Below are 13,317 nucleotides of genomic sequence, written 5' to 3'. Positions count from 1 at the left end.
CGGAAGATTGATGGAAAAGCGTCGGGGCTAAAGCCCCTCCTACAATGCACGTCCTTTCCGACACGATCAGGAATACCGAACCCATGCAGGACCTTCGCATTTCCCTCGTCCAGGGCGAAACGCGCTGGCACGACCCGGCAGGCAACCGCGACTACTACGGCGGCTTGATTGCGCCGCTGGCGGGACAGAGCGATCTGGTGATCCTGCCGGAGACGTTCACCAGCGGCTTCAGCAACGAGGCGATCGACCAGGCCGAGGGCATGGACGGCGCTACCGTCGCGTGGATCCGCGAGCAGGCCACGACGTTGGGTGCCGCCGTTACCGGCAGCGTGCAACTGCGCACGCCGGAGGGTGTGTTCAATCGCCTGCTGTTCGCCACGCCCGACGGCGCGTTGCAGTACTACGACAAGCGCCACCTGTTCCGTTATGCGAACGAGCACAAGCGGTATGCAGCCGGCAATCAGCGCCTGACGGTGGAGTGGAAGGGCTGGCGGATCAATCCGCTGGTCTGCTACGACCTGCGCTTCCCGGTGTTCGCGCGCAACCGCTACGACGTGGAGCGGCCGGGGCAACTCGATTTCGATCTGCAACTGTTCGTCGCGAACTGGCCGGCGCCGCGCGCGTATGCATGGAAGACGCTGCTGCGGGCGCGGGCAATTGAGAATCTCTGCTACGTGGGGGCGGTCAATCGTGCGGGCACGGATGGCAATGGGCACGCTTACAGCGGCGACAGTGCGGTGATCGATTTCTTGGGCCAGCCGGTGGTGGAGTTGCCGGCGGGCGAGGGTGTGGCGACGTCGACGATCTCGGCGGAGGCCTTGGCGGCGCATCGGGAGAAGTTTCCGGCGATGCTGGATGCGGATAGGTTCGAGCTGCGCTGAGCGCAACGTCTCCGCGCGTCGAAGCCCCTCTCCCTGCGGGAGAGGGGTGGGGGTGAGGGGCAACGGAGTCCGTTACCTGTGCGGACCTTGGGCGTGTCCATAGTCGTTTGGGACGTGCTGGCCTGACGGGAAGGTTCTTTCAGCGTGCAGGCATGGCGCGCTCGCCGCGGGGCCCTACTTTTCTTTGCGTGTGCAAAGAAGAGTAGGCAAAAGAAAGCACACCCCGGCGGTCCGCCCGCCGCAAGCGGCGGGTGCGCAGTCCCGGCGGGAATTTCCGGAAGACACATCCTGTGTCATCCGGAAACGACGCACATCCTTGTGCGTCGCCCCTGCGGGGTTTGACCCGCCGTGACTGCCGGACCTCAGGGGCCCCAACAGCCGCACCTGAAGCATCGTGCGCGGGTTTCTTTTTTTGCTCTTGCCTTTGGGTCCCCTTGAGGCACGGCGAGTGGGCCGGGTAAAACCCGTAGGGCGCCGCCATGGATGGCGGCGTTTTCGTATGGCACAGGATGTGCCTTACGGAAACTCCCGGACCGCTCGCGAACCCGGAGCGCGCAGCGCGGAGGGCGTGCCGCCTGGGGTGTGTTTCTTTGGTTCCTTTCTTTGCACAAGCAAAGAAAGGGACGCCCCCGCGGCGAGCGGCACCATGCCTAAACCCACGGCTACTTCGCAGCAAACTCATGAGCCCAATAGGCTCATGGGCGCGTGTGTGTATCGCGTTCGCGGCGGTTGTTGTCGAATCGCGGGACATCAGGCGTGTCGTCTTCGTTGCCCCTCACCCCAACCCCTCTCCCGCAGGGAGAGGGGCTTCAAACTCAAGCGCTTTTCTGCGGCAGGATCTGGCACACCGCCTGGCACATCACCAGCACGCGTCCCGCGTCATCGCGGACCTCACCGGTCAGGAACAGCTGGTTGCGCGTGCGCTCCACCAGCCGCGCACGGCAGGTGATGTGCGGCATGTCCGGCGTCACCGGTCGCAGGTACTGCGTGTTGAGCGACGTCGTCACGCTCGGCGGGGCGATCAGGTACGAGAACGGCCCAAGCGTGTTGTCCAGTGCGGCGACGATGAAACCGCCCTGCATGTGCCCGATCGGATTCTGGTAGCGCGGCAGCACGGGAAAACGCATCGCCAGCGATTCGCCTTCCACGTAGGCGACCGGCTCGCCCTGCATGTCGAGCAGGCATGGCGGCGGGATCTGCAGCGGCGCACCGGCCGGCAGGCGCGCGCGCAGCAGGGCGTTGATGTCGGTGCCGTCGTTCATGGCGTGAAGCTCAGCTCGAACGAGGTGAAGAAAGGCGCGCGCCCTGGCGCCGACAGCGTCCTGCCCGCGATCTGCTTCTGCACGCAGATCGCCAGGGGCGTCGCGCCTTCCCGCCACGTACGTACCACCTTGCCGGTGGCGTCCAGCTCCGCAACGACCACGAACGGCGAGGTGTCCGCCGTGGGGGTCGCGCATGCGCTGACGCCGGCATCGAGCGCGATGGCCTGCGCATCGCGCAGCGAGGCCGCCTGCTCCGGTGCCAGCGCGGCTTCGTCGGCATCCGCGCGTTGCTTGGCTTGTGTGTAGTCGAGCGTTGCCTGTGCGTGCGCCACGGAAGCGCAGCACAACCCGAATGCGAGCAGGAGGTGTTTCATCACCGGATGCTCCTCACGGCGCTTTCGGCGGTTCGATCCGCCAGATCTTGCCGTCGTCTTCATCGGTGACCACGTAGACGTTGCCGTCCGGCCCGACGCGGACATCGCGCACACGCTCACCGATCTCGTTGAGCAGGCGTTCTTCGCCGACCACCTTGTCGCCGTCCAGGGTCAGGCGGATCAGGTTGCGTTCTGCCAGCGAGCCGAGGAACAGGCTGTCGTTCCAGGGGCTCTCCGGGCGTCCGGTATAGAACGCCATGCCGGACACACCCGGGGATTTCTCCCACAGGTGGTGCGGTTGCTCCATGCCGTCCTTCGCCTTGCCTTCCGCTTCCGGGATCGGCTGGCCGGAATAATTGATGCCGTGGGTGATGACCGGCCAGCCATAGTTCCTTCCGGGCTGGGGCAGGTTGATCTCGTCGCCACCGCGCGGGCCATGCTCGCTCTGCCAGAGCGTGCCGGTGCGCGGGTCGCGCGCCATGCCCTGCATGTTGCGGTGGCCGTAGCTGTATATCTCGGGGCGCGCGCCGGACTGGCCGACGAAGGGATTGTCCTGCGGCACGCTGCCGTCCAGGTTGAGGCGCACCAGCTTGCCCTGCAGCTTGTCGAGTTCCTGCGACATCGCGCGCTTGTTGCGCTCGCCCTGGCTGATGAAGAGGTGGCCGGCATCGTCGAAGACCAGGCGCGAGCCGAAGTGGTTCGGGCCATCGACCTTCGGTTCCTGGCGATAGATCACCTTGACGTCGGCCAGCGCGCCGTCGGCCAAGGTGCCGTAGGCCACGGCGGTGCCGGCGGTGCCGTCGTCGCCCGGCTCGGCGTAGCTCAGATAGATGCGCTGGCTGCTGGCGAAATCCGGCGCCAGCACCACGTCGAGCAGGCCGCCCTGGCCGGTGGCGAAGACCTTGGGCACACCCGTGATCGGCGCGGACACCGCGCCATCGGTGCCGACGCGTCGCAACTGCCCGCTGCGTTCGGTGACGAGCATGCTGCCGTCAGGCAGGAACGCGAGCCCCCAGGGATGATCCAGGCTGCTCGCCACCTGCGTGGCCCGGACCTGGCCCTTGGCGCTGGTCAGCGTCTGCGTGGGCTGGCTTGCGGGTGCAGGCTGCTCCGCCGCGGCGGTGGCGTTGCCTTTGGCTTCACCGTTCGCTGACGAATTGCACGCGGCCAGCGGCAGCGCGAGAAGCAGGGCGGTGGCGAGTCGATGGGATGCGTTGCGCAACGTCGTATCTCCTGTGGGGAACATGATCAGCGGTAGCCGTATCAGCGGTAACCGGCGGCCTGCAGTTCGAACAGTTCGGCATAGCGGCCGCCTTCGGCCAGCAGTTGTTCGTGGGTGCCGCTGGCTTCCAGGCGTCCTTCATCGAGGACCAGGATGCGGTCCGCCATGCGTACGCTGGAGAAGCGGTGCGAGATCAGCACTGCGGTCCGATTGTCCGACAATTCCTTGAAGCGTTGGAAGACCTCGAATTCCGAGCGGGCGTCCAGCGCGGCGGTGGGTTCGTCCAGGATCATCACCTGCGCATCGCGCATGTAGGCGCGCGCGATGGCGATCTTCTGCCATTGCCCGCCGGACAGGTCCACGCTGTTCTTGAAGCGGCGGCCGATCATCTGCTCGTAGCCCTGCGGCAGCCCGGCGATCACTTCGTCCGCCATCGAACGGGCAGCGGCGTCGCGGATGCGGGCCTGGTCGTGCATCGCGTCGATCTGGCCCACGCCGATGTTCTCGCCTGCAGTCAGGTGGTAGCGCACGAAATCCTGGAAGATCACGCCGATGTTGGCGCGCAGGTCGTCGATGTCGTAGTCGCGCAGGTCGCGCCCGTCCAGCAGGATGCGGCCCTCGTCCGGGTCGTACAGGCGCGCCAGCAGCTTGACCAGCGTGGTCTTGCCGGCGCCGTTCTCGCCGACCAGCGCCAGCACTTCGCCGGCCCGCAGTTCGAAGTCCAACCCCCGCACCGCCCAGCGTTCGGCATCGGGATAGCGGAAGCCCACGTTCTCGAAGGTGAAGCCACGGGTGATCGGCTTCGGTACCGGGATGGGATCGTTGGGCGAGGTGATCTCCGGTTCGATCTCGAAGAACGAAAACAGGTCGTCCAGGTACAGCGCCTGGCCCGCGACCTGTGAAAAGCCGACCAGCAGGCCTTCCAGCAACTGGCGCAGGCGGCGGAAACTGCCGGCCAGGAACGTCAGGTCGCCGATGCTGAAGTCGCCGCGCACCGTGCGCCAGGCGATGTAGCCGTAGGCCACGTAGTAGCCCAGCGTGCCCAGCGCCGCCAGCAGCGTGCCCCAGACCGCGCGGCGTCGCGCCAGTGCGCGGTTGGCGATGAAGAACTTGTCGGCCAGGGTGCGATAACGGCTGATCAGGAAGCGGTGGAGGTTGAAGATCTTCACCTCTTTCGCCGTTTCCACGCTGGCACCCATCTGCCGCATGTACTCCAGCTGCCGCCGCTCCGGCGTCCACTGGAAATTCAACGAGTAGCCCACCGCATTGAAGTGCGCCTCGCCGATGAAGGCGGGGATCAGCGCCACCGCCAGCAGCACCATCAGCCAGGGCGCATACACCAGCAGGCCCGCGGCGAAGCCGACCACGGTGATGGCGTCCTGCACCTGGCCGAACAGCTGGCTCATCAGGTTCATGCGGCCCATGGTCTGGCGGCGCGCGCGGTCCAGCTTGTCCTGCAGGTCCGGGTCTTCGAAGTCCTCCAGGTCCAGCGTGGCCGCGTGTTCCATCAGGCGGATGCTGGTGGCGTTGGTGAACAGCTCCGACAGCAGGGCGTCGGCGTAGCTCACCATGCGGCCCAGCAGGTCGGACAGGATCGCCAGCGCGAACTCCACCGCCAGCAACCACAGCAGGTGGTCCAGCACGCCGCTGCGCCAGGCAGTCAACAGGCCTTCCTGCGGCACGCCGGCGCCGACCAGACGGATGGCTTCGTCGATGATCAGCTTGCCGATGTACAGCGTGACGATGGGCAGCAGGGCGCGGATCACGCGCAGGCCCAGGCTGGCGGTGGTCAGGACACGGCTGGTCTGCCAGATCTGGCGCAGGAAAGGCGCCAGGTTGCGCATCGCGTCGAAGCGCTCGCGCAGGTTGGGCTTGTTGGCGGGGCGCGGAGCGGCGCCCTTGGGCTTGCCCGTGGGCGGTGGGGACGAGGCCATGCGTGGATTGTGCCTGCCCGGGATGGGTTTTGGGTGAAAGCCCGACTGTCTGCGGGGTGGGAGCGACGTCAGTCGCGATCAGGGATTGCGTCCGTCAAGTCGCGACTGACGTCGCTCCCACGGTGGCCTCTGGGGCATCATCGGGAAGCGGCGCGGATCGCGACTGACGTTTTCCGTGCATCCGCGCCCCACGGACGCGTCGGTGCCCGTAAGGCGAGAACGCGCCGCAGCGCGGCAGCAGCGGCGAACGATCATGCCGGAAGCGACGCGGATCGCGACTGGACGTTTTCCGTGCATCCATATCCGATTGCTCGGGGAAGCGGTATGACCCCGTTCGATCGGACCTCTCCAGGTGACGGACAACGCCAGCCGCGATCCGCGCCGCCTCGCAAGGCGATGCCGAGCGCTCAGCGCATCGCGACGGCCAGCGATGCCGGCTGGATGCTGACCGCCTGGCCGGGCTCGACGCGTTCGCCGCCACGCACGATCAGCCGGTCGCCGGCACGCACGTTGCCGGTGACTTCCACCAGACCATCGACTTCCGCGCCGGTTTCCACGGGCAGGCGCTCGGCCTTGCCGGCGCTGTCCACGCGCAGCACGAAGTCGCCCTCGCGGCGCAGGATCACCGCATCTCGCGGTACGGCGACGACGTTGCGCGTGCCCGCGCTGGGGAGGCCGACATCCACCGCACTGCCGACCGGCATCTGGGTGGCGTCGATGGCGATGCGCAGTTCCAGCTGCCGCGAGGATTCGTCGCCGACCGGCACCAGGGCGGTCACCGGCCACGCGCGCTCGGTGTCGCCCGCGCGCACGAGCACCTGAGTGCCTGTGCCCAGATGCTGCGCCAGGTCCACCGGCGCGCGCACACGGACTTCCTGCGAGGCGGTGTCCACCAGGCGTGCCACGGACGCGCCCGTAGTCAGGTATTCGCCCAGCTGCGTGTGGCGTTCGGCGACGATGCCGGTGAAGGGCGCGCGCACCACCATCTGCCCACGCTGGTGACGCGTCTGCGCCAATTGCGCCAGCGCGCGTGCGCGCTCCTGCACCAGCATGTCGCGGTCGGCCCGCAGTTGTTCGTACTGCGCGCGCGCGATGTTCTGTTGTGCGGCCAGTTGCGCGTAGCGCTGCTCCTGCCGGGCCGCGAGATCGAGCTGGGCCTGGATGCGGGCGAGGTCGGCCTGGCCTTCCTGCTCGCGCAGCCGCAGCGCCGTGTCGTCCAGCACCGCGAGCGCCTGGCCGGCGCGTATGCGTTCGCCTACCTCGACCACTTCGACGACACGCCCGCCCTGTTCGCTGGCGACACGTGCGTCCTGTCGGCTGATCACGCTGCCGGGCGACCAGTGGCGCGGTGCGAACTCGGCGTTCACCGCCGGGGCGACGCTGACGATCGCTGGCGGTGCGTCCGGCGTTTCGGGCGCGCTGGCGTCGGCATCCAGTTTCAGCAGGGGCAGGGCGAGGACACCTGCCAGTGCGGCGGCGATCAGGGTCTTGTGCAGGGTGCGCATGTCGTTCTCCGGGGGAGGATGGGTGTCAGATCGCGGGCGAGGGAAGCGTGGACGGTGCGGTGTGGAGCGGTTTGGCTTGCGATGCCCGCGTACCGGCCAGACGCAGCAATGCCGGCACCAGCACCACGGTGAACATCAGGCTCAACGCCACGCCGCCGACCGAGACAGCGGCGAGGCCGCGATAGATCACCGCGCCGGGGCCGGGATTGATCGCCATCGGCAATGCGCCCAGCACACCGGTCAGCGCCGCGATCAGGATCGGTCGCAGGCGCTGGTCCAGGGCCTGTTTCAGCGCTTCGTCCAGCGATGCGCCGCCCGCCTGGGCCTCGCGCGCCTGCGCCACCAGCAGGATGGCGTTGTTGATCACCATGCCCAGCAGCATGATGAAGCCGATCATCGACAGCAGGTCCAGCGTCTGCCCGGCGGTCAGGTCCAGCACGCGCAGGCCCAGCACGCCCCCGAGCACCGCCATCGGCAGGGTGGCCATGACGAAGGCGCTGTCGCGCAATGACTTGAACATCGCCGCCATCAGCATGAACAGCACCGCCAGCGCGATCACGAAGTTCGTGCCCATGCTGCGCACCACTTCGCCGAGCCGGTCGGCACTGCCCGAAATGCGGATGGCGGCGTCGGGGGGCAGCCCATCGCGCAATGCAGGCACGATCTCGTCATTGACGATGTCCAGCGCTTCTTCCAGCGACATCGCGGCGGGCGGATCGACGGTCAGCGTCACCGTGCGGCGACGGTCTATGCGGCGCAACTGGTTGGGTGCGAGCACCGTGTCCACCTGCGCGAGTTCGGCCAGGCTCAACACGCCGCCCTGGGGTGTCGCCAATGGCGCCGCGCCCAGCCGTTCGACATCGTCGGCGCGGTCGCTGCGCAGGATGATGGCCAGCCGACGGTCGCCGTCGAAATGCTCGCCCAGCCACTGGCCGTCGCCCAGCGTGCGCACGACGGTGCCCAGCTCGGGCCGCCGCCATCCGGCTTCCGCCAGGCGGCGGTCGTCCGGATTCACCCGCAGCTCGGGCGTGCCGGCATCGGCATTGGGCCACGCCTGCACGTTGGCGCCGGCGAAGCGCTCCGACAGCAGTTTCCGTCCTGCTTCCGCCGCGCGGGCCAGCGCGTCGCCATCGCTGTGCTGCAGGTGGATGGCGATGGCGCGTGCGGACCCGCCGAAGCTGCCGAACAGTTCGCCTTCGCTGGCGAAGGCGCGCGTATCCGGAAAGCCGACGACGATCTCGTCGCGCACGATGCGTTCCAGTTCGCCGATGTCGTCGGGATCGACCACGCGTGCGCCGAGCGAGCCACCACCGGGCCACAGGTTGAGGTACCAGTTGCTCAGCTGCGGCCCCTTCTCGCCGTCCATGTAAGGACGCATGCGCTCGAGCACGACGGGGGCGATCTCGCGGTTCACGCGTTCCGGGCTCATGCCGGGCGGGAAGTTGAAGAAGGCATCCACCGCGGCGCGCTTCACCGGCGGCAGGTAGTCGATCTGCGGCATCAGCAGCGTCGCCAGCAGCACGGGCGCGAGCACCAGCGCGGCGACCCACGCAAGCTGGCGCGGACGGCCCTCGGTGGCGCGCAGCGCCCAGTCGCTGACGCGCGACCAGGCGCGGTGCCGGGTGGCGTCGCCGGCGCGTGTCCGCAGCCAGCTACCGGCGGCGGCGGGCAGCACGGTGACGGCGATCAGCAGCGAGATGCCCACTGCGATGGAGATGGTCAGCGCGAGGTCGGCGAACAGCTGGCCCTCCACGTCATCCATGAAGATCACCGGCAGGAACACCGCCACCGTCGTCAGCGTGGACGCGATCAGCGCGCCCCCCACCTGGCGCGTGCCTTCCAGCGCGGCTTTCGCTGCCGGCATCCCTTCCTCGCGCAGGCGCACGATGTTTTCCGCCACCACCACGGCAGCGTCCATCACCATGCCCACCGCGAATGCAAGCCCGGCCAGCGAGATGACGTTGAGGCTGCGGCCGGTGAGTTGCAGCACGATGAAGGTGGCCAGCAGCGAAATGGGGATGGCACAGGCGATCAGCGCCGTCGCGCGCACATCGCGCAGGAACCACCACAGGCAGCCGACTGCGAGCAGCACGCCGGCGAGCAGGCTGCCCGACAGCAGGCCGATGGCGCGGTTGATGAATACCGAGGCATCGAAGCTCTGGGCGATGTCCAGACCGAGCGGCTCCAGTTCCTGCTCGCGGACGTCCGCCACCACGCGCTTCACTTCATCCAGCGTGTCCAGCACGTTGGCGCCGTTCTCGCGCAGGATGCGCAGCCCGATGGCAGGGTTTCCGTTCTGGTAGGCGAAGAAGCGCTGCTCGGGTCGCTTCACTTCGACGCGCGCGACATCGCCAAGCCGTACCGGCCGGCCATCGCGCCAGGCCAGGATCAGCTCGCCCAGGGCCTCGGGCGAATAGCGTCCGGCGAAACGCAGCACGTACTCGCGCCGCCCGGCTTCCACCACGCCGCCGGATACATCGGTGGCGCGTGCCGCGACGGCGGCGATGTCGGGAATCTGGATGCCCAGCGCGGCGGCACGTTCCAGGTTGAGGGTGATGGTCAGCTCTTCCTGCGCGCCACCGTTGATTTCGACGCCGGCCACCCCTTGCACCGCCGAGATGCGGGGAACGATGCGGTCCTCGATCATCTGCCGGTAGTCGAGGATCTCGCCAGGCGTGCCCGGCAGCTTCTGCACGAAGAAGTACGTGAGCGAGTTGTTGGCGTTGTCGGCGCCCGCCTGCACGACCGGCGGTGTCGCGTCGCGCGGCAGCGGCTGCAACCGGTTCATGCGCGACAGCACTTCCACCAGCATGGTGTCCATGTCGCTGCCGACGGCGAAGGTGAGGTTGATGAAACTGTTGCCCGCGTTGACGTTGGAAGAGATTTCCTCCAGCCCGGGCAGGCCCTGCATCACGGCTTCGATGGGTTCGACGATCTCCGACTCCATCTCCTGCGGCGAGGCCGCGCGCCAGCCGGTCTGGATCGACATCTGCGGCCGCTCGATGTCGGGGAACAGCTGCAGGGGCAGCTTCATCAGGCTCATCAGGCCGAAGGCGCAGACCATGGCCACGACCACCGCGACGGCAGCAGGATTGCGCAGGGAGGCTTCGGTGAGTTTCATCGTGCAGGTCCGCTCTGGTCTCGGCGGAGCGCACGATGCGCGCGTCTTCAGTGATGGTTATGGCCCGGAAGTCATGCCGCGTGCCGTATTGCGGCAAGTGGTGGAGCGGGCACGATGAACCGAAGGTCGAGAATTATGGTTACACGCCATTGAGGCGAAATGCCGTGGGAGCGACGTAAGTCGCGATCGCTTTCCGACCACGCATTCGGTGAACACGACAGCGCATGCGCCGCGGGTCTTGAATTGGCAGAGATTGCTGGCAGCACCTGTTCCCGCGCGTGCCGTCGCGACTTGCGTCGCTCCCACACTAGTCCGGCGGTACTAAAGCAACACCGCCAGCTTGTCGCGATGGCTGCGCGACAGTTTCAGTTCCTGTCCGCAGTCCAATCGCAGGAAGCTCTCCCCGTTGGTATGCGGTCGCATCTCCACAACACGGCGCGCATTGACGATGGTGGAGCGGTGGATGCGCGGGAAGCGCTGTGGATCCAGCTGCTTCTCGAGCTCGCGCATGGTGGCGCGCAGGATCAGGGTGGTGCCGGTGTGGCCTTCCCCATCCACGTGGATGCACATGTAGTCGCCCGCGGCATCGATCCAGCGGATGTTGTGCAGGTCCACGCGCACGGTACGGCCACCGTCGCGGATCGCGAGTTTTTCCTCGCGCCGCAGCAGGTCCAGCGCATCGGGCTTGAGGGCCTCGTCCAGCTGCAGGGGTGGACGGCCGCTCAGTTCGCCCAGCAGGCCGAGCAGGGTGGCGCAGTGGCCGCTGGCCTCGCGCTGCGCGCGCGCCTGGCGCACGCGCGACAGGGCCTGCGCCAACCGTGAATCGTCCACGGGCTTGAGCAGGTAATCGGTGGCCGAGGCCTCGAAGGCGCGGATGGCGTAGTGGTCGTAGGCGGTCACGAACACCACCAGCGGCATTTCGCTGGCGGGAATCGCGCGCAGCGTCTGGAAACCGTCCATCCCCGGCATCTGCACATCCAGGAACATCAGGTCCGGCCTGTGTTCACGCAGGCCTGCGATGGCCGATGCGCCATCGCCGTACTGGCCGACGATGTCCACGTCGGCATGCGCGGCCAGGCGGATTTCCAGCCCGCGCCGCGCCAACGGTTCGTCGTCGACGATGAGTGCACGCAGTCGTGCAGGTCGGGGCGGTGACGTGGCGTTGTCCATCGGCTCAGTCCGCCAGTGTCTGCGAGGTTTCGAACGGCAGTCGCAGGGTGACTTCTATGCCGCGCTCCAGGTTGCGTACCCAGAAGCCACTGGATCCGCCGTACAGCACGCTCAGGCGCTCGCGCGTATTGCGCAGGCCGACGCCCTTGCCGGGCGGCAGTTCATCTCCCTCCAGGCTCCCGCAGCCGGGGCCGTCATCGATGACGCGCAGCACGAGCTGCGCACCGTCCCGTTCGGCTTCGATGCGCAACAGGCCGCCTGCCACCTGCCGGGCCACGGCGTACTTGATGGCGTTCTCCACCAGTGGCTGCAGCAACAGGCTGGGCAGCAGCGCACGCCAGCAGTCCTCGTCGATGTCGGTCTCGATGCGCAACCGCTCGGCGAAGCGGATCTTCTCGATGTCCAGGTACAGGGTCAGCGCATCGAGTTCCTGGCGCAGCGTGACGCGCTGCATCGGGTCGTTGTCCAGTGAGTGCCGGAGGAACGACGACAGGCCCTGCACCATGCGGTTGGCGGTGACGTTGTCGCGGTCCAGGATCAGCGTCGAAATCGCATTGAGCGTGTTGAACAGGAAATGCGGGTTGAGCTGGTAGCGCAGCATCTTCAGTTGCGCCTGGTGCGCCATGCTGCGCGCGGCCAGCGTGCGTTCGGTTTCGCCCTGCAGCTGCTGGTAGTACTTGATGCCCATGTAGGCACCGACCCACGCCAGCACCACGTAGATGTAGCCCAGCGAATAGGCGATGAACTCCAGTTGGGTGGTCGGCTTGCAGGTCTCGCAGAAATCGACCAGGACTTCGCGTGTGACGAAGTCGATCAGCGCGGAGCTGGCCAGCACCAGTGGAATCATCAATGCCAGCAGCCGGCGGGGCGGAAGGCCCCAGTAGGTCCTCAGCAGGAAGCGCAGGCCCAGCGTGACCAGTGCACCCATGGTCGCGGCGGTCGCGGGCACCACCCAGTAGCCGGACGGCTTGCCGTGGGCGACGGCATACAGGCAGCCCTGCGCGAAGTAGGCGCCCCAGCCCGACAGGTGCAGCAGCCAGAAGACGCGCTGGCGGGGCAAGTCCAGCGGATGGGAGGTGGCGATGGCCATGGTGTCGATCAGGACGCAGGTGGCGCCATGCTAACGCCACCGGGCTTGGCGTTCCGCTCGGTTCGTCGGTGCCGGGCCACGCTTGGGCGCAAGGCCGCCGGCGTTGCGCTACTTCAGCGGACCGGGCGGCTCGCCATCGCCGCCGGATTGCAACGCCACCGGCAGGTGCCAGCCGTAGGTCACCGCCATCATGCGCAGGCCGAAGCAGAGCGCCGCGCCCACCACGGCGCAGGGCACCATGGGCAGGTCCAGCCAGTGGCCGACGGCGACGACCAGCGCGCCAGCCAGCGCCGCGACCGCATAAAGCTCGGCGCGCAACACCAGCGGTACCTGGGCCAGCAGCAGGTCGCGGGCGATGCCGCCCCCGATGCCGGTCAGCATGCCCATCGCCGCGGCCATCGGGGGCGAGATGCCGTACTCCAGGGCCTTCTGCGTGCCCGCCACGGCGAACAGCGCCAGGCCCATGGCGTCGAACAGCCGCACCGGATGGTGCAGCTTCTCGATCAGCGATGCGCGGAAGAACGTCACCGCGCCGGCGGCCAGCGACGTGACCGGATAGCGCCAGTCGCTGAGCGCTGCGGGCGGGGTGGCGCCGATCAGCAGGTCGCGGGTGATGCCGCCCGCGGTCGCGGCGATGAACGACAGCACCAGCACGCCGAAGATGTCCAGCCGGCGACGCACGCCCAGCGTGGCACCGCTGAGCGCGAACACGAACGTGCCGACCAGGTCGAGAATGAGGACCAGGGTTTCCATGGCCC

The 13,317-nt window shown here is 67.7% G+C and carries 10 protein-coding genes; 1 reads left to right on the top strand and 9 read right to left on the bottom strand.

Going from position 1 to position 13,317, the window contains the following annotated elements; translation table 11 throughout:
* Positions 1 to 83 precede the first annotated feature (83 nt).
* Positions 84 to 881, top strand: coding sequence for an amidohydrolase (locus OY559_RS12265; protein WP_277726528.1), 798 nt, complete (start codon positions 84 to 86; stop codon positions 879 to 881).
* Between the two features lie 815 nt (positions 882 to 1,696).
* Here OY559_RS12265 and OY559_RS12260 read toward each other — a convergent pair.
* The 9 genes from OY559_RS12260 to OY559_RS12220 form a co-directional block, all read right to left on the bottom strand.
* On the bottom strand, positions 1,697 to 2,143 hold the full coding sequence (locus OY559_RS12260) for a PaaI family thioesterase (RefSeq protein ID WP_277726527.1): 447 nt from the start codon (positions 2,141 to 2,143) through the stop codon (positions 1,697 to 1,699).
* Positions 2,140 to 2,517, bottom strand: coding sequence for a hypothetical protein (locus OY559_RS12255; protein WP_277726526.1), 378 nt, complete (start codon positions 2,515 to 2,517; stop codon positions 2,140 to 2,142). Before OY559_RS12255 ends, OY559_RS12260 begins: the two co-directional genes overlap by 4 nt.
* 13 nt (positions 2,518 to 2,530) lie before the next feature.
* Positions 2,531 to 3,739, bottom strand: coding sequence for a PQQ-dependent sugar dehydrogenase (locus OY559_RS12250; protein ID WP_277726525.1), 1,209 nt, complete (start codon positions 3,737 to 3,739; stop codon positions 2,531 to 2,533).
* Positions 3,740 to 3,780: 41 nt separating this feature from the next.
* On the bottom strand, positions 3,781 to 5,673 hold the full coding sequence (locus OY559_RS12245; protein ID WP_277726524.1) for an ABC transporter ATP-binding protein: 1,893 nt from the start codon (positions 5,671 to 5,673) through the stop codon (positions 3,781 to 3,783).
* 407 nt (positions 5,674 to 6,080) lie between these two features.
* Positions 6,081 to 7,178, bottom strand: coding sequence for an efflux RND transporter periplasmic adaptor subunit (locus OY559_RS12240; RefSeq protein WP_277726523.1), 1,098 nt, complete (start codon positions 7,176 to 7,178; stop codon positions 6,081 to 6,083).
* Between the two features lie 25 nt (positions 7,179 to 7,203).
* Positions 7,204 to 10,299, bottom strand: a complete 3,096-nt coding sequence (locus tag OY559_RS12235; protein ID WP_277726522.1) for an efflux RND transporter permease subunit — start codon at positions 10,297 to 10,299, stop codon at positions 7,204 to 7,206.
* A 321-nt stretch (positions 10,300 to 10,620) separates the two neighbouring features.
* On the bottom strand, positions 10,621 to 11,469 hold the full coding sequence (locus tag OY559_RS12230) for a LytR/AlgR family response regulator transcription factor (RefSeq protein ID WP_277726521.1): 849 nt from the start codon (positions 11,467 to 11,469) through the stop codon (positions 10,621 to 10,623).
* Positions 11,470 to 11,473: 4 nt separating this feature from the next.
* Entirely contained in the window at positions 11,474 to 12,559 is a 1,086-nt protein-coding gene (locus tag OY559_RS12225; RefSeq protein WP_277726520.1) for a sensor histidine kinase, read from the bottom strand.
* A gap of 108 nt (positions 12,560 to 12,667) precedes the next feature.
* Positions 12,668 to 13,312 carry a trimeric intracellular cation channel family protein gene (locus OY559_RS12220; RefSeq protein ID WP_277726519.1) on the bottom strand — a complete coding sequence of 215 codons (645 nt, stop codon included), beginning with the start codon at positions 13,310 to 13,312 and terminating at the stop codon, positions 12,668 to 12,670.
* Positions 13,313 to 13,317: the final 5 nt, after the last annotated feature.

Source organism: Pseudoxanthomonas sp. SE1 (assembly GCF_029542205.1).
Classification (GTDB): Bacteria; Pseudomonadota; Gammaproteobacteria; order Xanthomonadales; family Xanthomonadaceae; genus Pseudoxanthomonas_A.
Note: the sequence above shows the minus strand (reverse complement) of the source record. Positions and strands in the feature narration are given on the sequence as shown.

Excerpts from the sequence above, each read along its gene's own strand:
- OY559_RS12245 (WP_277726524.1), bottom strand. The coding sequence starts at position 5,673 with ATGGCCTCGTCCCCACCGCCCACGGGCAAGCCCAAGGGCGCCGCTCCG.
- OY559_RS12265 (WP_277726528.1), top strand. The coding sequence starts at position 84 with ATGCAGGACCTTCGCATTTCCCTCGTCCAGGGCGAAACGCGCTGGCAC.
- OY559_RS12235 (WP_277726522.1), bottom strand. The coding sequence starts at position 10,299 with ATGAAACTCACCGAAGCCTCCCTGCGCAATCCTGCTGCCGTCGCGGTG.
- OY559_RS12220 (WP_277726519.1), bottom strand. The coding sequence starts at position 13,312 with ATGGAAACCCTGGTCCTCATTCTCGACCTGGTCGGCACGTTCGTGTTC.
- OY559_RS12260 (WP_277726527.1), bottom strand. The coding sequence starts at position 2,143 with ATGAACGACGGCACCGACATCAACGCCCTGCTGCGCGCGCGCCTGCCG.
- OY559_RS12240 (WP_277726523.1), bottom strand. The coding sequence starts at position 7,178 with ATGCGCACCCTGCACAAGACCCTGATCGCCGCCGCACTGGCAGGTGTC.
- OY559_RS12230 (WP_277726521.1), bottom strand. The coding sequence starts at position 11,469 with ATGGACAACGCCACGTCACCGCCCCGACCTGCACGACTGCGTGCACTC.
- OY559_RS12225 (WP_277726520.1), bottom strand. The coding sequence starts at position 12,559 with ATGGCCATCGCCACCTCCCATCCGCTGGACTTGCCCCGCCAGCGCGTC.
- OY559_RS12255 (WP_277726526.1), bottom strand. The coding sequence starts at position 2,517 with ATGAAACACCTCCTGCTCGCATTCGGGTTGTGCTGCGCTTCCGTGGCG.